This window comes from Acidovorax sp. 93, assembly GCF_003633835.1.
GTDB classification, from domain to species: Bacteria; Pseudomonadota; Gammaproteobacteria; order Burkholderiales; family Burkholderiaceae_C; genus Acidovorax; species Acidovorax facilis.
Genome location: NZ_RBIT01000001.1, coordinates 1,217,114 through 1,235,983, shown reverse-complemented (window position 1 = coordinate 1,235,983; position 18,870 = coordinate 1,217,114). Strand labels below are relative to the sequence as shown.

General features: G+C 63.2%; 17 protein-coding genes and 1 tRNA gene. 3 read left to right on the top strand and 15 right to left on the bottom strand.

Translation table 11 applies throughout. The features are described from left to right. Positions 1-27: 27 nt before the first annotated feature. A complete protein-coding gene (gene odhB, locus C8C93_RS05595; protein ID WP_121506184.1) occupies positions 28-1,302 on the bottom strand; it encodes a 2-oxoglutarate dehydrogenase complex dihydrolipoyllysine-residue succinyltransferase in 1,275 nt (424 codons plus the stop codon). Positions 1,303-1,353: 51 nt separating this feature from the next. Beyond that, a complete protein-coding gene (locus C8C93_RS05590) occupies positions 1,354-4,233 on the bottom strand; it encodes a 2-oxoglutarate dehydrogenase E1 component (RefSeq protein ID WP_055396677.1) in 2,880 nt (959 codons plus the stop codon). 243 nt (positions 4,234-4,476) lie between these two features. On the opposite strand from C8C93_RS05590, the gene C8C93_RS05585 reads away from it, so the two are divergent. Then, entirely contained in the window at positions 4,477-5,535 is a 1,059-nt protein-coding gene (locus tag C8C93_RS05585) for an AI-2E family transporter (protein WP_121506183.1), read from the top strand. Positions 5,536-5,666: 131 nt separating this feature from the next. Here the strand turns inward: C8C93_RS05585 and C8C93_RS05580 are convergent. The 5 genes from C8C93_RS05580 to tolB all read right to left on the bottom strand — a co-directional run bounded on the left by C8C93_RS05580 (position 5,667) and on the right by tolB (position 9,302). Beyond that, a tRNA-Lys gene (locus C8C93_RS05580) sits at positions 5,667-5,742 on the bottom strand. A gap of 44 nt (positions 5,743-5,786) precedes the next feature. Continuing rightward, positions 5,787-6,608 carry a ThiF family adenylyltransferase gene (locus C8C93_RS05575; protein WP_121506182.1) on the bottom strand — a complete coding sequence of 274 codons (822 nt, stop codon included), beginning with the start codon at positions 6,606-6,608 and terminating at the stop codon, positions 5,787-5,789. Continuing rightward, complete coding sequence (ybgF, locus tag C8C93_RS05570; protein ID WP_121506181.1) at positions 6,608-7,399, bottom strand: tol-pal system protein YbgF; 792 nt, start codon at positions 7,397-7,399, stop codon at positions 6,608-6,610. Before ybgF ends, C8C93_RS05575 begins: the two co-directional genes overlap by 1 nt. Next, complete coding sequence (pal, locus tag C8C93_RS05565; RefSeq protein WP_055393955.1) at positions 7,399-7,938, bottom strand: peptidoglycan-associated lipoprotein Pal; 540 nt, start codon at positions 7,936-7,938, stop codon at positions 7,399-7,401. The genes ybgF and pal overlap by 1 nt, the downstream gene beginning before the upstream one ends. A gap of 44 nt (positions 7,939-7,982) precedes the next feature. Next, positions 7,983-9,302: a Tol-Pal system beta propeller repeat protein TolB gene (gene tolB, locus C8C93_RS05560; protein WP_121506180.1), complete on the bottom strand. Its 1,320-nt coding sequence runs from the start codon at positions 9,300-9,302 to the stop codon at positions 7,983-7,985. Positions 9,303-9,489: 187 nt separating this feature from the next. On the opposite strand from tolB, the gene msbA reads away from it, so the two are divergent. After that, positions 9,490-11,295: a lipid A export permease/ATP-binding protein MsbA gene (msbA, locus tag C8C93_RS05555; RefSeq protein ID WP_121506179.1), complete on the top strand. Its 1,806-nt coding sequence runs from the start codon at positions 9,490-9,492 to the stop codon at positions 11,293-11,295. 64 nt (positions 11,296-11,359) lie between these two features. Here the strand turns inward: msbA and C8C93_RS05550 are convergent, their stop codons facing one another. The 6 genes from C8C93_RS05550 to mltG all read right to left on the bottom strand — a co-directional run bounded on the left by C8C93_RS05550 (position 11,360) and on the right by mltG (position 16,060). After that, complete coding sequence (locus C8C93_RS05550) at positions 11,360-12,034, bottom strand: ankyrin repeat domain-containing protein (protein ID WP_199726986.1); 675 nt, start codon at positions 12,032-12,034, stop codon at positions 11,360-11,362. Then, a complete protein-coding gene (locus C8C93_RS05545; RefSeq protein WP_121506178.1) occupies positions 12,031-12,837 on the bottom strand; it encodes a TatD family hydrolase in 807 nt (268 codons plus the stop codon). The genes C8C93_RS05550 and C8C93_RS05545 overlap by 4 nt, the downstream gene beginning before the upstream one ends. 154 nt (positions 12,838-12,991) lie before the next feature. Continuing rightward, positions 12,992-13,351, bottom strand: coding sequence for a PilZ domain-containing protein (locus tag C8C93_RS05540; RefSeq protein ID WP_010465538.1), 360 nt, complete (start codon positions 13,349-13,351; stop codon positions 12,992-12,994). Positions 13,352-13,368: 17 nt separating this feature from the next. Further along, on the bottom strand, positions 13,369-14,379 hold the full coding sequence (locus C8C93_RS05535; RefSeq protein WP_121506177.1) for a DNA polymerase III subunit delta': 1,011 nt from the start codon (positions 14,377-14,379) through the stop codon (positions 13,369-13,371). Then, a complete protein-coding gene (gene tmk, locus C8C93_RS05530) occupies positions 14,376-15,053 on the bottom strand; it encodes a dTMP kinase (protein WP_121506176.1) in 678 nt (225 codons plus the stop codon). Before tmk ends, C8C93_RS05535 begins: the two co-directional genes overlap by 4 nt. A 20-nt stretch (positions 15,054-15,073) precedes the next feature. Continuing rightward, entirely contained in the window at positions 15,074-16,060 is a 987-nt protein-coding gene (gene mltG, locus C8C93_RS05525; protein WP_370108275.1) for an endolytic transglycosylase MltG, read from the bottom strand. Positions 16,061-16,105: 45 nt separating this feature from the next. On the opposite strand from mltG, the gene C8C93_RS05520 reads away from it, so the two are divergent. Continuing rightward, the gene (locus C8C93_RS05520; RefSeq protein ID WP_121506175.1) at positions 16,106-17,014 is read left to right on the top strand and encodes a folate-binding protein YgfZ; all 909 of its coding nucleotides are present in this window, start codon (positions 16,106-16,108) and stop codon (positions 17,012-17,014) included. Positions 17,015-17,079: 65 nt separating this feature from the next. Here C8C93_RS05520 and C8C93_RS05515 read toward each other — a convergent pair whose 3' ends face one another. Together C8C93_RS05515 and C8C93_RS05510 are read right to left on the bottom strand one after the other, a co-directional pair. After that, positions 17,080-17,937, bottom strand: a complete 858-nt coding sequence (locus C8C93_RS05515) for a YbgC/FadM family acyl-CoA thioesterase (protein ID WP_121506174.1) — start codon at positions 17,935-17,937, stop codon at positions 17,080-17,082. A 7-nt stretch (positions 17,938-17,944) separates the two neighbouring features. Beyond that, the gene (locus C8C93_RS05510) at positions 17,945-18,865 is read right to left on the bottom strand and encodes an alpha/beta hydrolase (protein WP_233559575.1); all 921 of its coding nucleotides are present in this window, start codon (positions 18,863-18,865) and stop codon (positions 17,945-17,947) included. Between the last annotated feature and the right edge of the window lie 5 nt (positions 18,866-18,870).

Here is an 18,870-nt window from a genome sequence, read left to right as displayed (position 1 = left end):
CGCGGGTGGGTCCATGCGGTCAGGAGGTTAGATGTCGAACAGCAGGCGCGATGGGTCTTCCAGCGCATCCTTCATCGCCACCAGGCCCAGCACGGCTTCGCGGCCGTCGATGATGCGGTGGTCGTAGGACATGGCCAGGTAGTTCATCGGGCGCACAACGATCTGGCCGTTCTCCACCACAGCGCGGTCCTTGGTGGCGTGCACGCCCAGGATGGCGGACTGGGGCGGGTTGATGATGGGCGTGGACATCATCGAGCCGAAGGTGCCACCGTTGGAAATCGAGAACGTGCCGCCGGTCATTTCTTCAATGCCCAGCTTGCCTTCAGCGGCCTTCTTGCCGAATTCGGCGATCTTCTTCTCGATGTCGGCAAAGCTCATCTGGTCGGCATTGCGCAGGATAGGCACCACCAGGCCACGGGGCGAGCCCACGGCGATGCCGATGTCGAAGTAGCCGTGGTAAACAATGTCGTTGCCATCGACCGAGGCGTTCAGCACGGGGTACTTCTTCAAGGCGTGCACGGCAGCCTTCACGAAGAAGCTCATGAAGCCGATCTTCACGCCATGCTCCTTGGTGAACGTGTCCTGGAACTTCTTGCGCATGTCCATCACCGGCGCCATGTTCACTTCGTTGAACGTGGTCAGGATGGCGTTGGTCGATTGCGACTGCAGCAGGCGCTCGGCCACGCGGGCGCGCAGGCGGCTCATGGGCACGCGCTGCTCGGGGCGGTCGCCCAGGTCTTCCTTGGCGGACGGGGCCGACACCTGGGGCAGCGCCTTGGTGGGCACGCCCGTGGGAATGGCGCTCGGGGCAGCCACAGCAGCCTTGGCAGCACCACCAGCCACAGCGCTGAGCACGTCACCCTTGGTCACGCGGCCGTCCTTGCCGCTGCCGGCCACAGCCGATGCGGACAGGTTGTTCTCGGCCAGCAGCTTTGCGGCAGCGGGCATCGCCACGTCGCCCTTGGAGCCGCCAACAGCCGCTGGTGCGGGGGCAGGAGCCGATGCCGTGGCGGCAGCGGGTGCTGCAGCAGCGGCGGCAGGAGCGGCCGCGCCGGCCTTGCCTTCGGTATCGATCTTGGCAATGAGCTGCTCGGCCACCACGGTGGCGCCGTCGCCCTGGATGATTTCAGCCAGCACACCAGCCGAGGGGGCAGGCACTTCAAGCACCACCTTGTCGGTTTCGATCTCGATCAGGATCTCATCCACTGCCACAGCCTCACCGGCCTTTTTCTTCCACGTCAGCATGGTGGCTTCGGCCACGGATTCGGACAGCTGGGGGACTTTGACTTCTACGATAGCCATATCAATTCTTTCGGAATGGGGTTTTGTTCTGTTATCGGGTCGCAGCTGGCCTTACTTGGTCAGGACAAAACCCTTGAGCTTGGCAAACGCGCCGTCCACCAGCGCCTTTTGTTGTTCCTGGTGCAGGTGCGAGTAGCCCACGGCAGGTGACGCGGAAGCCGCGCGGCCGGAATAGCCCAGCTTCTGGCCTTCGAGCATGTTCTCGTGGATGTAGTGCTGCACGAAGAACCAAGCGCCCTGGTTCTGCGGCTCGTCCTGGCACCACACCACGTCGGTGGCGTTGGGGTAGCGCTTGATTTCAGCGGCAAATGCCTTGTGCGGGAAGGGGTAGAGCTGCTCCACGCGGATGATGGCCACATCGTCGTCTTCACGCTCGGTGCGCTTCTTCACGAGGTCGTAGTACACCTTGCCGGAGCAGGCGATCACACGCTTAACCTTGGCGGCCTTCTTGACGATGGCTTCGTCCTGCTCGGGAATCACCGTCTGGAAGCTGCCCTTGGTGAACTCGGACAGCGGCGAAGTCGCATCCTTGTTACGCAACAGCGACTTGGGCGTCATGATGATCAGCGGCTTGCGCAGATCACGCACCATCTGGCGCCGCAGCACATGGAAGATCTGGCTGGCGGTGGTGGGCTGCACCACCTGCATGTTGGCGTCGGCCGACAGCTGCATGAAGCGTTCCAGGCGGGCGGAGCTGTGCTCAGGGCCCTGGCCTTCGTAGCCGTGTGGCAGCATCAGCGTGATGCCGTTGACGCGGCCCCACTTCACTTCACCCGAAGCGATGAACTGGTCGATCACGACTTGCGCACCGTTGGCAAAGTCGCCGAATTGCGCTTCCCAGATCACCAGGGTGTTGGGGTCGTTGGAAGCGTAGCCGTATTCAAAGCCCAGCACCGCTTCTTCCGACAGGATCGAGTCGATCACAACGAACGGAGCCTGATTCTCGGCCACATTCTGCAGTGGCACATAGGTGCCGATGTCCCACTTCTCGCGCTTCTGGTCATGAATAACCGAGTGGCGGTGCGTGAACGTGCCACGGCCACAGTCTTCGCCCGACAGGCGCACGGGGTAGCCGCTGGCCACCAACGATGCGAATGCCATGTGCTCGCCCATGCCCCAGTCCACGGGGATCTCGCCACGGCCCATGGCAGCGCGGTCGTCATAGACCTTCTTGACCAACTGGTGCGGCGTCACGCTCTCAGGAATGGTCGTGATCTTCTCGGCCAGGCGCTTCCACTCAGCCAGAGGAATGGCCGTGTCGCCAGCGTCCGTCCACTTCTTGCCCAGGAACGGGCTCCAGTCCACGGCGTACTTGCTCTTGAAGTTGGTCAGGACGGGATCGACCGTGTGCTTGCCAGCATCCATGGCGGCACGATAGGCCTTGACCATATCGTCGCCCAGCGACTCGCCCAAGCCCTGTGCCGCCAGCTTGTCGGCATAGAGCTTGCGCGTGCCAGGGTGCTGGCCGATCTTCTTGTACATCAGCGGCTGGGTCAGAGCCGGGGTGTCCTGCTCGTTGTGGCCCAGTTTGCGGAAGCAGATGATGTCCACCACCACATCCTTCTTGAATTCCATGCGGAACTCCAGGGCGAGTTGGGTGGCCAGCACCACGGCTTCGGGGTCATCACCGTTCACGTGCAGCACGGGCGACTCGATCATCTTGACGATGTCGGTGCAATACAGCGTGGAACGCGTATCACGCGGATCGGAGGTGGTGAAACCGATCTGGTTGTTGATGATGATGTGCACCGTGCCACCCGTGTAGTAGCCACGGGTCTGGGCCAGCGCCAGGGTTTCCTGGTTCACACCCTGGCCGGCAAAGGCTGCATCACCATGCACCAGCACCGGCAGCACCTGCTTGCCGTGCGGGTCGGCGCGGCGGTCCATGCGGGCACGCACGGACCCTTCGACCACGGGGTTCACGATTTCCAGGTGGGAAGGATTAAATGCCAGCGACAGGTGGACCGGGCCGCCAGGGGTGGTCACATCCGAGCTGAAGCCCTGGTGATACTTCACGTCACCGGCAGGCAGGTCTTCGGGAGCGGTGTGGTCGAACTCGGCGAACAAGTCCTTGGGCATCTTGCCCAACGAATTGACCAGCACATTGAGACGACCCCGGTGGGCCATGCCGATCACGATTTCCTGAACGCCCTTTGCACCGGCGGACTGAATCAGCTCGTCCATGGCAGCGATGAAGCTTTCACCCCCTTCAAGAGAGAAACGCTTCTGACCGACGTACTTGGTGTGCAGGAAACGCTCCAGACCTTCGGCGGCCGTCAGGCGGTCCAGGATCTGCTTTTTCTTGTCCACACCAAAGCTGGGCTTGCTGCGGATCTTTTCCAGCTTTTCCTGCCACCAGCGCTTCTGGTTCTGGTCAGTGGCATACATGTACTCGGCGCCGATGGAGCCGCAGTATGTTTCGCGCAGCGCGTTGATCAACTCGCGCAGGGGCATCGACTCTTTGCCGAAGAACGTGTTGCTCGTGTTGAACACCGTTTCCTGGTCAGCGTCGCTGAAACCATAGAAAGAGGGTTCGAGTTCAGGAATGGCGGGGCGCTCGGTGCGCTTGAGGGGATCCAGATCAGCCCAGCGTTGGCCCACGTTGCGGTAGGCAGCGATCAGCTGCTGAACGGCAGTGCGCTTGCGGCCCAACTCAGAGTCCGCACCCGTTGCCACAACAACCTTGGTGCCGCCCTGTTTGGCGCGTTCGGCGAAAGCGTTGATGACGGGGAGGTGGGGGACGTCTTTGGCATTGCTGCCATCCACCGCAGGCACATGTTGAAGTGCATCAAAGTACTCGCGCCAATTGTCTGGCACGCTACCTGGGTTGGCGAGGTAGTTCTCGTACATCTCTTCGACATAGGGCGCGTTGCCGCCGAAGAGGTAAGTGTTGCCTTGGTAGGCTTGATAGACGGACGTCGTATCGCTCATATTCCGCTGACCTCCGCTTTCCTTGGGAAAGCATTAGCTGGTTGAGAAACCTTCCGCGACACGGCTGAACCGATTGGCGGATGCGACTGTGGCTGGGGAAGGGCCTTGGTACGGGCGCCATTGTGCCACCGAATGGCCGACCGCCCTACGGAAATGGCCGGGCCGGTGCTGACACACTGGCGCAACAAGCGTCTACAAACCTGGCTCGCGTACATTCCGGGTATCTCATTGCCACCTATCCTCATGACGCCACCCACCCTCCAGAACAAAGTCTTTTTGCTGCTGCTGGCCCTTGTCACCATCGCCTTTGGAGCCATCCTTTGGCAGTTCCACGGCGCGGTCTTCTGGGGCGTCATCCTGGCCATCTTGTTTGCCCCCCTGCACCGCAAACTGTTGCGGCGCATGCCCCGGCGGCGCAATCTTGCAGCGCTGTGTACCCTGGGACTGTGCCTTATTGTGGTCATCCTTCCCATGACAGCGATCACGGTATCCCTGGCCCAGGAAGCCACGATAATCTATGAACGGATGCGGTCGGGCCAGCTAAATTTTGGACTCTACCTACAGCAGGTGATCGCCGCCCTGCCCACCTGGGCCGCCAATTTGTTGGACCGGTTGAATCTCACGACCGTTGGCGAGCTGCAACAAAAGTTCTCTTCCGTCGCTGTCCAGGCCAGTCAGTTTGTTGCCACACAGGCATTAAGCATTGGACAGAACACGCTGCAGTTCATCGTGAGCTTCGGCATCATGCTCTATCTGCTGTTCTTCCTGTTGCGTGACGGATCGAGTCTGGCCTTGCGCATTGGCCAGGCCACCCCGCTGGACGAAACACACAAGCGGCAACTGGTCAGCAAGTTCACCACCGTCATTCGCGCCACGGTCAAAGGCAACATTGTCGTGGCGGCCTCCCAAGGAGCGCTGGGCGGTTTGATTTTCTGGATCCTGGGCATCCAGGGCCCCGTGCTGTGGGGAGTTTCCATGGCCTTCCTGTCGCTGCTTCCCGCCGTGGGAGCGGGGCTGATCTGGGTGCCGGTGGCAATTTACTTCCTGGCCACGGGTGCGGTCTGGCAAGGCGTGGTGCTGACTGCGTTTGGCGTTGGCGTTATAGGACTCGTTGACAACGTCCTTCGTCCGATTTTGGTGGGCAAGGACACCAAGATGCCAGACTACGTTGTGCTGATATCCACCCTGGGAGGCATGGCGCTCTTTGGGTTGACGGGCTTCGTGATAGGACCAGTTATTGCGGCGCTTTTCATTGCGAGCTGGGACCTGTTTTCACCCAGCGCCAGCACTGAATCCGCGTAGCAAGATGGAGTGATACAACAATCGGGGCCATGAATAACATGGCACTGCATCGAACGTGCGGATCACAAAAAAACAAAGGCCTCCGCAAGGAGGCCTTTGTTTACGCCAAAAGACTGGCGCCTGGATTCGGGTGGTAGGACGTACAAGATTCGAACTTGTGACCAACGGATTAAAAGTCCGCTGCTCTACCAACTGAGCTAACGTCCCAACCGGTTGCAATCAATCATGACTGACTGCTGCAAAGCCTTGGATTATAGCGTCGTTTTTTCAGTGTTTTTGGAAGTTGCGGCAAGTTTGTCCAACACCCACCCTGCAGCGCACTGACCAAAGGTCGCCGTCACTGCAACGACCGAACCGTATCCATGGCAGTTCAGAGAACCATCGCCATCCACATTGCAGGACGCATCGGGAGGCGCCACGGCTTCTTTGCTGAAGACGCAGGTCACTCCGATTTTTTTGCCATCACGGGCCGCCCGATGGTGCTTGCGCAAGCGATAGCGCAGTTGCGCCAGCAGAGGATCGTGGGTCGTCAAAGCAAGATCATCCACATCCACTTTGTGCGCATGGCGCTTACCGCCAGCCGCCCCGACCGTGATATGCAGAGCCTTCTGGGCTTGAGCCCAGGCCGCGATGGTCGTTTTGGCCTGCACCTGATCACACGCATCAATCACTGCATCAACGGACTCCGGAAGCAAACCAGGCCAATTGTCTGCATCCACGAATTCCTCCACGCAGTGGACGCTGCATTGAGGGTGTATTTGCGCAATCCGATCGCGCATTGCAAGAACCTTGGCCTGGCCGACGGTATCGGTAAGCGCATGGATTTGGCGATTGATGTTCGACTCAGACACGTGGTCGAGGTCAATCAACGTGATCTGCCCTACCCCACTGCGCGCCAAGGCTTCAGCGGCCCACGAGCCCACACCCCCGACCCCCACCACCACCACATGCGCCCGGCGGATACGCCGAGCGCCTTGTACTCCGTACAGCCGTTCCAGTCCGCCAAAGCGACGCTCCAGCGATGCATCTTCAACATTCCCTGCCGGGGCTTGCAAAGGCGCTTCGCCGACCATTACTTCAATCGGGAAAGGCGCTCTTTGGCCGCCACAGCCGCCTCGGACTGCGGGTAGGCGCGCACAAGGTCTTCCAGGGTCTTGCGGGCAGTTCGCGTGTCTTTGAGTTCAATCTGGCAGTTGGCAATGGACAAAGCCGCCTCTGGCGCCCGCGCATGAGCCGGGGCATCAGACAGCATCAGCTTGAAATTACCAATGGCTTCCTTGTAGTCTCGGGTAGCGTATTGGGCATTCCCAAGCCAGAAGCGCGCAGACGGTACAAAACCGCTGCGCGGATACTGCCGTACAAAGGCTGCAAATGCTGCCCCAGCTTCTGGAAACTTGCCTGAACGAAACACGGCCAGTGCGGCTTCAAAGTCCTTTTTCTCAGCAGGATCTGCCTGAAACTCCTGGCCGTCCAAGGTCACCTTCACAGGTTCAAACTGACGCAGGCGCTCGTCTACCCCCTGGGCGATGTCTTTCTGGCGCCGCTGCAGGTCGGCAGCATCGCGCAACAGCTGTTCGTTCTGGCCGCGAAGTGTGGACTGCTCCGTGCGCAGCGTGTCAATCTGACCTTGCAGATCCAGCAGACTGCGCCGCAGCTGGGCGTTCTCTTCACTGAGCCTGCGCACTTCCTCTGCGGACCGTTGCTGAGACAGTTGCATGCCATCCACGCGCTGCCGCATTTCGAGAATGGCGCGGCGGGCTTCGCCATCCTCAAAAATTGCGGCATGGCCCGTGGGCAGCAAGGCCACGGACAGCATCACTGCCGCCAGCGCCTTGAGCGGGTAGGACAAAGAAATCGTGCGCATCAACGATAGGACAGTTCAGCCCGGCGATTTTGGGCGTGCGCGTCTTCAGAATTGCCTTGGGCTGCTGGTTTTTCCTTGCCAAAGCTCACAGCTTCCATCTGGCTGTCCTGCACGCCGAGCAGAGCCAGCGAACGGCGCACTGCCTCGGCGCGCTTCTGGCCGAGCGCCAGGTTGTACTCACGACCACCTCGGTCGTCCGTGTGGCCTTCAATCATCAGCTTGCGATTGGTGCCGGCCTTGATGAAACGAGAGTGCGCCTCGATCAGCGACTGAAATTCGGGCTTGATCACGTAGCTGTCGTAATCAAAATAAACGATACGGCTCACGCCCACTGGGCCTGCAGCATCGCGGCCCGACTGGCCGAGGTCCACACCAGCAACACCGCTCTGCGCGGTATTGCCAGAGTTGGCGCCAGTATTACCACCCATGGTAGACGTGGCGTTCTTGTCTTCGACCGGCACATCGTCCAGCTTCACGCCAGAGCTGCATCCGGCAACGAGGGCGACAACGGTAAGGGCAAGGGTAAAACGTTTGATCATCCAAAATTCTCCTGAAAACTTGATACTTGAAAGTGCTGATAAGTTCATTGCTTTTGAAACGGGCCCCAATCGGGCTCACGGATATCGCCCGCCTGCCCCGCGAGCCGGGCCTTGATCTTGCCGTCCAGCGTGGTGGTCATGAGCGCTTCACGCCCTTGCTGCTGGGTGGCATAAACGATAAGGCGGCTATTGGGGGCAAAGCTGGGGTTCTCATCTGCCGTTGTGTCGGTGACCGCATTCACAGTGCCCGAGGACAGGTCCATCACGTGCAGTTTGAAAGCCCCACCGACACGGGAGATGTAGGCCAGCCAGCGGCCATCGGGGCTGACGCTGGGGGAGATGTTGTAGCTGCCGGTAAACGTCACACGTTCCGCGTTGCCGCCAGATGTGGAGACCTTGTAGATCTGCGGCGCACCACCACGGTCGCTGACAAAGTAGATGCTGCGGCCGTCACCGGAGAACATGGGCTCCGTGTCGATGCCAGCGCTTTGCATGAGGCGGCGCGGCTCGCCACCGTTGGCGTCGATGGTGTAGAGCTGAGAACCCCCGTCACGGCTGAGCGTCACGGCGAGGGATCGACCATCCGGAGCCCAGGCAGGGGCACTGTTGGACCCCCGGAAATTGGCAATCAGACGCCTGCGGCCGGAGGCCACATCATGCACATAGACCACCGGCTTGCGCGATTCAAACGACACATAGGCCAGTTGCCCCCCGTTGGGCGACCATGCAGGGGAAATGATGGGCTCCGGGCTCGACAGTGCCGATTGGGCATTCTCTCCGTCAGCGTCTGCCACCCACAGGCTGTACCGGGAGCCTGTCTTGGTGACATAGGCGATACGCGTCGAGAAAATGCCGCGCTCGCCCGTCAGCTTTTCATAGATGAAATCCGCAATGCGGTGCGACACCAGGCGCAGATCGCCTTGGGTGACCACAAAGCTTTGGCCACCAAGGTCCTGCCCCTTCACCACATCCCAAAGGCGAAAGCGCACATCGAAACGCCCATCTGCCAGGCGCGTCACACTGCCAGTAGCCAGGGAGTCCGCACTCTTCTGGCGCCACAGTGCGACATCCGGGCGCGCGGTTTCGTCCAGCACCGCGCCGGAGGCGTCTACCGCGCGGAACTGTCCGCTGCGCTCCAGGTCGGCCTGAACGATGGCCGATATTTTCTGGGGAGACTGCGCCTCGCCCCGGAACGGCGCAATTGCGATGGGCAACTGGGTCAAACCAACACCCGTGACCTCAACGCGAAATTGCGCGAGGGCGGGCAGTGCGGGGGTCGAGATCAGCGCAGCCAGCATGTGGCGGCGCAAGGGATGCGGCAAGGCCGCAGGGGATGGGTGTGTTGGGATTCGATCTGTGGTCATTGGCATCCAGCGGTGGCCGAACAAATGCCGAAAGGCAAACCCGAATGTTACACACAGCGGGGAAACCCCTGTGACAAAACGTGCGACCTCCAAACCTATTCGCACCGATTTCTTGCAGTCCACAACCTGCTGCGCAGAAATATCTCACCGGCACCTTGACCGCCCACAACCGTAGAATCCGGGCCACATGCAAGCCACAGATACGGGCGCCGCGCCTCCCCACACTCCCTCCCCGCCCGCTGCAAGCCTGGCCACACGCCTGCGCCGACTGTCTGTCTACTTTGGCAACCAGCGAATGACCTGGAGCCTTGCCGTTGTTGCCACCCTCGTCGGCGCGATCACCGAGCCGCTGATTCCCGCATTGCTGCAGCCCCTGCTGGACCGGGGCTTCACGCAAGGCACCCTCCAGCTGTGGATGGTGCCACTGGCCATCCTGGGCGTGTTTTTTGTGCGGGGCGTTGCCCAGTTCGTCGGCCAGTACGCACTGGCACGCATTGCCAACGAAGGCATGCTGACGCTGCGCCAGTCGCTGTTTGACAGGGTGCTGGCTGCCGAGATGGGCCTGTTCTCGCGTCAGTCGGCCAGCACGCTGTCCAACACCGTGGTGTACGAGGTGCAAACCGGCGCAACCCTGCTCGTACAGGCACTGCTAGGGGTGTCGCGCGACGGATTCACACTGGTGGCGCTGCTGGTGTACCTGCTGTACCTCAACTGGCAGCTCACGCTGATCGTCGCCGTGGTCGTGCCGGGCGTGGCGTGGATCATGAAGACCTTGTCCCGGCGCCTTTACCACCTGACCAAAAGCAGCCAGCAGGCCACCGATGAACTCGCCTATGTGGTGGAAGAAAACGTGCTGGCCCACCGCATGGTCCGGCTGCATGGCGCGCAGCCTGGCCAAGCCGGGCGCTTCGCCGCCTTGAGTCAGAGCCTGCGACGCCTGGCGATCAAGTCCACCATCGCCTCCGCAGCCATGACGCCGCTGACGCAGCTACTCGCCGCTGCTGCGCTCTCCGTAGTGATCTGCATTGCCCTGTGGCAGAGCCGTGGCACCGTGGACGCCAAGGATGTCACCGTCGGCGGCTTCGTGTCATTCATCACGGCCATGCTGATGCTTATTGCGCCCATACGCCGCCTTGCCGATGTCGCCAGCCCGATCACGCGGGGTGTTGCCGCCCTGGAGCGGGGGCTGGCACTGCTGGGAGACACCGGAGCCGAAGCGGGCGGCCAGTTCCGCAAGGACCGCGCCCAGGGGGCGCTGGAACTCAAGCAGGTCACGGTGTCATTTGGCCCTGACCACGCCCCTGCACTGGACCACATCAGCTTGCGCGTGGAGCCTGGCGAAATCGTCGCCCTGGTCGGCCCCTCCGGGGCAGGCAAGACTACGCTGGTCAACCTGTTGCCACGGTTTGTGACGCCCGCTTCGGGTGAAATCCTGGTCGACGAGACCCCGTTGCCAGAGTGGGACCTCGGATCGCTGCGCTCGCAATTCGCCATGGTGAGCCAAGACGTGGTGATGTTCAACGACACCATTGCGGCCAACGTGGCACTGGGGCACGCGGTGGATGAAGCACGCGTGCAGGCGTGCCTGGCGGCCGCCAACCTGGCCGAACACGTGGCAGCACTCCCCCAGGGCATGCACACGGTGGTGGGTCACAACGCCACGCAGTTGTCGGGGGGGCAGCGCCAGCGGCTGGCGATTGCGCGAGCGCTGTACAAGGACGCCCCCATCCTGATCCTGGACGAAGCCACCTCGGCGCTGGACACCGAATCCGAACGGCTGGTACAGGACGCCCTGCAGCGCCTGATGCAGGGACGTACCACCTTGGTCATTGCGCACCGCCTGTCCACCATCGAGCATGCCAACCGGGTCATCGTCATGGAGCGTGGGCGCATTGCCGAACAAGGCACACACGCTGAGCTGATGGCGATGGGCGGACTGTACGCACGCCTGCAGGCCCGGCCGGCCTCGGGCGAAACCGCCGCATTGCACTGAACACGCTATTGCGTGCTATTGCGCGCTAACCGGCGCGCGACAACGGCCGATCCCAGCGCTACGTCTACCACCGGCCCCGGTTGGGCTGGCGCTTGCGGATGGCTGCGGCGATTTTGTCGGCGGATTCGGTACGACTCACCCGCAAGGCAAAGTCGGCGGCCGTGAGCCCCAGCTGGTTCTTGAGCGTGGGGTCCGCGCCCTCATCCAGCAGCAGCTGAACGGCCTCGTTGGAACCGTATTGCGCCGCCATCATGAGGGGCGTGGTGCCGTTGGGTGATGTGGCATCGATGTAAGCGTGGTTTTCCAGCAGCAACGCGATGATGGCTACATGCTGGCGCGAACCTGCAGAGGCCGCATAGTGCAAGGGCGCCCAGCCTGTCTTGTTCACATCCGCATCGCGTGCCAGCAGCGCCTTGACGGCTTCCAGATTGCCCTTGAGGGCCGCCATCATCAAGGGACTTTCGTCCTGCTCATTGCGGGCCTCCACGTTCACTTGGCTGGATGCCAGCAAGGCTGCAAACGCTTTGGACGACCCATTCTGTAAAGCGATGGTCAGGCCCACCTGCCCTTTCGGGTCGCGCGTATTGGGATCAAAACCCCTGCGCAACAGCGCGGCAATGGCAGCATCGTCATCACGCAGGATGGCGACAAAAAAATCCTCATAGGCTCCGGCCCAGATGCCGGGGGCGGCAAGCCCCAGCGCCAGGGTGGCCAGCGCATTGCGGCGATGGCAAATCATGCGGTCACTCCCTTGAACAGAATGTCGAAGTTGCGGCTGGTGGCGTCGGCCACTTCCTCCAGCGTCAGCCCCTTGGTCTCGGCAACCTGCCGGGCCACATAGGGCACATACGAGGGATTGTTGGTCTTGCCGCGATACGGCACGGGCGCCAGATAGGGGCTGTCGGTTTCAATCAGCGTGCGGTCCAGCGGCACAAAGGCCACTACGTCGCGCAGCTCCTGGGCGCTCTTGAAGGTCACGATGCCCGAGAAGGAAATGTAGTAGCCCAGATCCAGCGCCGCACGCGCCACCTGCATCGATTCGGTAAAGCAGTGGAAGACACCGCCTGCACGGTTTCCGGGGCCGTCCTCGCCCTCTTCGCGCAAGATGGCGAGGGTGTCGTCCGACGCGCTGCGCGTATGGATGACCAAGGGCTTTTCGCACACCCGGGCCGCGCGAATGTGGTTGCGAAAACGGTCGCGCTGCCACTCCAGATCGGCGATGCTGCGCCCGCCCTTGCGGTCTTCCATGCCGTAGTAGTCGAGCCCCGTTTCGCCAATGGCCACTACGCGCGGCAGGGCAGCACGGTCCAGCAGGTCCTGCACCGTTGGCTCGGCAATGCCTTCGTTGTCGGGGTGCACCCCCACCGTGCTCCAGAAGTTGTCGTGCGCCATGGCCAGGGCATGTACCCCGTCGAATTCTTCCAGCGTGGTGCAGATGCAAAGAGCCCGGGTGACCTGTGCCTCGGCCATGGCCTGGCGGATGGCGGGCAGCTGGCTCACCAGTTCCGGAAAATTGAGATGGCAGTGCGAATCAGTGAACATGCGGTTTCAAATTAGTCGTTTCTTGGGCGCAACGCGGGCCGTCAAAGGCGGCGCAGCGCTCTGGAGCAAAGATACGCCATCCGCTCCCTCGTCGTGGGCGCCCATAAAAAATGCCGACCAGCCTGCGCAGGTCGGCACGGTGGCGGCGCCAAACTCAGATGGTCTGGGTGGGCCGGTCGGACCCCAGGGATGTGCCCAGCAGCTCCTCGATCTTGGCCTTGAGCTGGCGCGACTTTTCGTCCTTGGGAAACTGGATGCCCACGCCCTGGGTGCGGTTGCCCGCAGCCCGTGCTGGCGTGACCCATGCCACGCGCCCCGCCACCGGATAGCGCTGCGTGTCGTCCGGCAGCGTGAGCAGCACATAGACATCATCGCCCAGCTTGTAGTCCCGCTGGGTGGGAACAAAAATGCCCCCTTCGGCAAAAAAGGGAATGTAGGCCGCGTACAGGGCCCCCTTTTCCTTGATGGCCAGCTGCATGACGCTGGGGCGGGGGGCGGTGGATGGACTGCTCATGGATGGATGGGTGCGGCTCAGTGCTTGGAGTGTAGGGTGTTTCGCGCCTGGGCGACAAGCGCCTCCAGCATGAGGCCAGCATTGAAAGGATGGTCCGCTGTGCGTGCAGCCTTGGCCAGTGCGCGCGACCAGCGGGTCAGAGCACCCAACGGTGGCACCGCCTTGGGCAGCTCTGCGGGTGCAAAGTAGCGCGGCGCGCCGCCTACGCTGGCCGCCAGCAGGTCATGGCAGAGTTTTTGCAGTGCGTCGATCACCTGCGCGGGCGACCAGTCTCCCAAGGCAGTCACATCGCCCTTGGCCACCGCCTGCGGCAAGGCCGACCAGGCTTGTGGACTTCGGCCCGAGCGCGCCAGTGCCAACGCATCGTCGGGCCGCCCGCCCGTGGCCCGCAAAAACGACACAGCGGCATCCGCAGCGATGCCCTGCCCTTGCAGCCACTGCAGCATCTGGTCCTGTGCGGGCCAGACCATGGTGTGGCCCAGGCAGCGGCTGCGAATGGTGGGCAGCAATTGGTGCGCCGCCTCGCTAGCGAGTACAAAGCGCACGTCACCCGGCGGCTCCTCCAGGGTCTTGAGCAAGGCATTGGCCGTGATGTGGTTCATCTGCTCGGCCGGGTACACCAGCACCGCCTTGCCTTTGCCGCGCGCCGAGGTGCGCTGCGAGAACTCCACCGCATCGCGCATCGCTTCCACGCGGATCTCGCGACTGGGCTTGCGCTTCTTGTCGTCGATGTCCGCCTGGGCCTTTTCCGACAAGGGCCAGCCCAGCGCCATCATCTGCACCTCGGGCATCAGCACACACAGATCGGCGTGGGTGCGCACGTCGATGGCGTGGCAACTGCTGCATTGGCCGCACGCGCCCTGCTCTGTGGGCGCATCGCACAGCCAGGCCCGCACCAGCTCCAACCCCAAGGCGTACTGGCCCAGGCCCGATGGCCCCTGCAACAACCACGCGTGGCCGCGCTGGGCCAGCAGGCTGGTGCGCTGCGCGGCAATCCACGGCGCCAATTCCACTGTTTGCTCGCTCATTGCGCCCCCCGCTGGGACGCCACCATGATCGCCAGCCACCCCTTGCGCACAAACACGCTGGTGAGCTGCTGCCACACGCGGTGGCGGTCTTGGGCAGCGTCCAGGCGCGCAAAGCGCTGCGGCGCTGCAGCCGCGCGGTCGGCATAGCCCTGGGCAACGCGGCGGAAGAACTCCACAGGCTGGGCCTCGAAACGGTCGGGCACGCGCGCACCGGCCAGGCGTTCTGCAGCCACTTCCGGCGCCAGGTCAAACCACACCGTCAGATCGGGTTCACGCATCAAATCTGCCTCTGGCGCAAGTCCAGTCTGCGCAAGACGCTCCAATATTGATAGCACATCAAGATCAAAGCCGCGCCCCGCGCCCTGGTAGGCAAAGGTGGCATCGGTGAAGCGGTCGCACAGCACCACGTCGCCCCGCGCCAGGGCGGGCTCGATCACATTGCGCAGGTGATCCCGGCGGGCCGCAAAGATCAGCAGCGACTCGGTGAGCGCATCCATCGGGTCGTTGAGGACCATCTCACGCAGCTTCTCGGCCAGCGGCGTGCCGCCTGGCTCGCGGCTGACGGTGACAGCACGGCCCTGTGCCCGAAAGGCAGTGGCCAGCCCCTCGATGTGCGAGGACTTACCCGCACCGTCGATGCCTTCAAAGGTGATGAACAGACCGGGTCGTGACATGAAAACCTTGGTGGAAGAATCTACTGCTGGCCGCGTTGGTAGCGGTTGACGGCACGGTTGTGCTCCTCCAGCGACGTGCTGAAGTGGCTGGCGCCATCGCCCTTGGCCACAAAGTACAGGGCGCGCGTGGCGTCCGGCTGCACGGCGGCCAGCAGCGACGCCTTGCCGGGCATGGCAATCGGAGTGGGCGGCAGGCCCGCGCGGGTGTAGGTGTTCCAGGGCGTGTCCGTCTGCAGGTCGCGGCGGCGCAGGTTTCCATCAAACTTCTCGCCCAGGCCGTAGATCACCGTGGGGTCGGTCTGCAGCAGCATGCCCACGCGCAGCCGGTTGGCAAACACGCCCGCAATCTGGCCCCGGTCGCTGGCCCTGCCCGTTTCCTTCTCCACGATGCTGGCCAGAATCAGGGCCTCTTCGGCCGACTTGAGGGGTGTGTCCGCCGCGCGTTGCGCCCAGGCGGCTTCGAGGCGGCGGTCCATGGCATGCATCGCCCGGCGCAACACAGCGATGTCGCTGGAGCCTTTGGCGTAGGTGTAGGTGTCCGGAAAGAAGCGCCCCTCGGGTGGCACACCGGGGCGGCCCAGCTGGGCCATCAGCGCTTCGTCGGTCAGCGTGGCAACGTCGCGCTTGAGCTGATCTTCCTTGGCCAGCGCCTGGCGCACCTGGCGCCAGTTCCAGCCCTCGACCAGGGTGATGGCGCGCAGGCTCTCTTCGCCGCGCACCAGCTTTTGCAGCAGGCTGCGGGGCGTGGTGCCAGGGGGGATTTCATAGTTGCCGGCCTTGATGGCACGGTCCTGCCCCGAGAAGCGGAACCAGGCGTAGAGCATGCGGGCATCCACGCGCGCGCCAGCAGCCACCACATCGCGGGCGACGCCCCGGGGTGTGGTGCCGGGCTCGATGGCCAACTCCAGAGGCTCGCTGCCGGTCACCAGCGGCTGGTGCAGCCACCAAAAAGCCGCACCACCGGATGCGATCAAAACCAACGCGATCAAAGCCAGTAAACGTCGCACAACCCTGCCGTCTGTGTGTATGAAACAGGGCATCATAATTCAGCGATGACTTACCCCCTGAACGGCATTGCCCCCCTGTCCCACCTGGGCGTGATTCGCGTGGAAGGCGAAGACGCCGCCAAGTTTCTGCACGGCCAGCTCACCCAGGATTTCGCCCTGCTGGGCATGGACCAGGCCCGCCTCGCAGCCTTTTTGTCGGCCAAGGGCCGCATGCAGGCCAGCTTCATCGGCTTCAAGCGTAGCGCTACCGAGGTGCTGCTGGTGTGCAGCCGCGACCTGCTGCCCTCCACGCTCAAGCGCCTGTCGATGTTTGTATTGCGCGCCAAGGCCAAGCTGACCGACGCCACCAACGACTTTGCCCTGTACGGTCTGGCCGGAGACACCGTGCCCGACGGCAGCCAACCCGCCTGGACCAAGGCCGATATCGGCACCGCGTCGGTGGTCCACCTGTACCCCGCCGATGGCCAGCCCCGGGCCCTGTGGGTGGCCCCGGCCGTTGACCCGGCCCCCGCAGGCCCCGCGCTGGACGCCGCGCTGTGGCTCTGGAGCGAGGTGAAGAGCGGCGTGGCAACCCTGACCACGCCCGTGGTCGAGGCCTTTGTGCCCCAGATGCTGAACTATGAATCCGTGGGTGGCGTGAACTTCAAGAAGGGCTGCTACCCCGGCCAGGAAGTGGTGGCGCGCAGCCAGTTCCGGGGCACGCTCAAGCGCCGGGCCTACATCGCCCATGCGGCAGCCGAAGTGGCAGTGGGAGCCGAAGTGTTCAACACGGCAGACCTGGAACAGCCCTGCGGCACCGTGGTGCAGGTGGCTTCTGCGCCGAACGGCGGATTCGACACCATCGTGTCGCTGCAGATCAGCGCCGCGCAGGAAGGCAGCCTGCAGGTGGGTGCCACGGACGGCGTAGCGTTGGCCCTGCTGCCGCTGCCCTACGCGCTGCTCGAAGATATTTGAATAAAAATGGGCTCCAGCGCCTATCCATCAAGCGCAAGCAGCTCATTTATTAATAGCAAAATCAACTACAGCCGCTGCGCCATCGCAATGTGCGCGATGCCAGCCTCTTCGTAAGGCTCACCCACCACGGAGAAACCGGCGCGGCGGTAAAACCCCTCAGCGCTGCGCTGGGCGTGCAATTGCACCTCCGTGTCGCCCCGGGCGCGGGCGGCGGCGACCAGCGCATCCAGCAACTGCCGCCCCCACTGCGCACCACGCACCGAGCGGTCCACGGCCATGCGGCCGATGCGGCCCACACCCGGTGACTGCTGCAGCAAGCGGCCTGCAGCAATGGGCATTCCCAGCCGGTTGTAGAGCACGGCATGGCGGGCCGAGATGTCGTGTATATCGGCTTCGATTTCGGCGGGAATGCCCTGCTCGTGCACAAACACCTCCGTGCGCACACGGCCTGCATCGCGGCCCAGCGTGTTCCAGTCGCCCGTGCGCACCTCGGCCATGTCGGCACCGGCCTCAAAGCCCTCGAAGATGGCACGCAGCGCGGGTGGCACCGGGCGCGAGGTCTGCGTGGCCGGGTCGGCAAACACATAGACCAGTTCGGCCGAGATCAGCAACCGGTCGCCACAGAAAATGCCCGCCGTGAACAGGCACGACGAGTTGCCGATCCGCGCGCAGCGCAGGCCCACGTCCAGCGTGTCATCGAGCCGCGCAGAGGCGTGGTATTCCACCGTGGCCTTCTTCACATACATCTCACCGCCCAGCACATGCATGCTCGCCTCATAGGGCAAACCCAGCGCGCGCCAGTAGTCGCTCATGGCCGTGTCGATGTACATGAGGTAGTGCGCGTTGAACACGATCTTTTGCATGTCCACCTCGGCCCAGCGCACGCGCAGGCGGTGGAAACAGCGGAATTCGTTGCGTTGCATGTTGTCTTCACTCCATTCCAAAGGCCAATCGCAGCGCCCGGGCTGCGTCGGCATGGGCCTTGCGCGCCTCGGGGATGGCGCGGCCCATCTTGATGAATTCGTGGGTCACGCCCCGGTAGATGTCCAGGTCCACTTGCACGCCTGCCAGGCGCAGCTTGTCGGCGTAGGCTATGCCTTCGTCCACCAGCGGGTCACACTCGGCCAGACCGATCCAGGCGGGGGCCACACCATCGACATCCGGCGCATGCAGCGGGGCAAAGCGCCAGTCTTCGCGCTCCGCGCGGCTTTGCACGTAGTTGCCGAAGAACCAGCTGATGGCAGGCTCTTCCAGCACCAGGCCGCGCGCGAAGGTGGTGTGCGAAGGCGTGTCCTGGTGCGCTGCACAGCCGGGGTAGATCAGCAGTTGCAGCGCCAGCGGCAGGCCCGCATCCCGCGCCAGGATGGCGTTGACGGCGGCCAGCGTACCGCCTGCACTGTCGCCGCCCACGGCCAGCCGCTGGGTGTCGGCCCCCAGGCGCTCAGCGTTGGCAGCCAGCCACTGCAGCGCATCCCACGCATCGTTGCTGGCCGTGGGAAAGCGGTGCTCCGGCGCCAACCGGTAGTCCAGCGACACCACCATGCAGCGGCCCAAGCGTGCCAGTTCGCGGCACAGGATGTCGTGCGTGGCAACGCTGCCGATGGTGAAGCCCCCGCCATGCGTGTACAGCAGCATGGGCAGGCCCGCGTCGGTGCTCGGCGCATACAGCCGTGCGGGCAGCATGGCGCCGTCGCGGGCCGGGATCTGCAGGTCCTCCACCCTCGCCAGTGCGGCCTTGGGCACCTCCAGCACATCCGCGCCCGCCTGGTAAGCGATGCGTGCCTCCTGCGGCGTGCGCGTGTGCAGCGGTGGGTGCCCCGCGCGGGCCATGCGTTCGAGAACGCTGCGCATCTGGG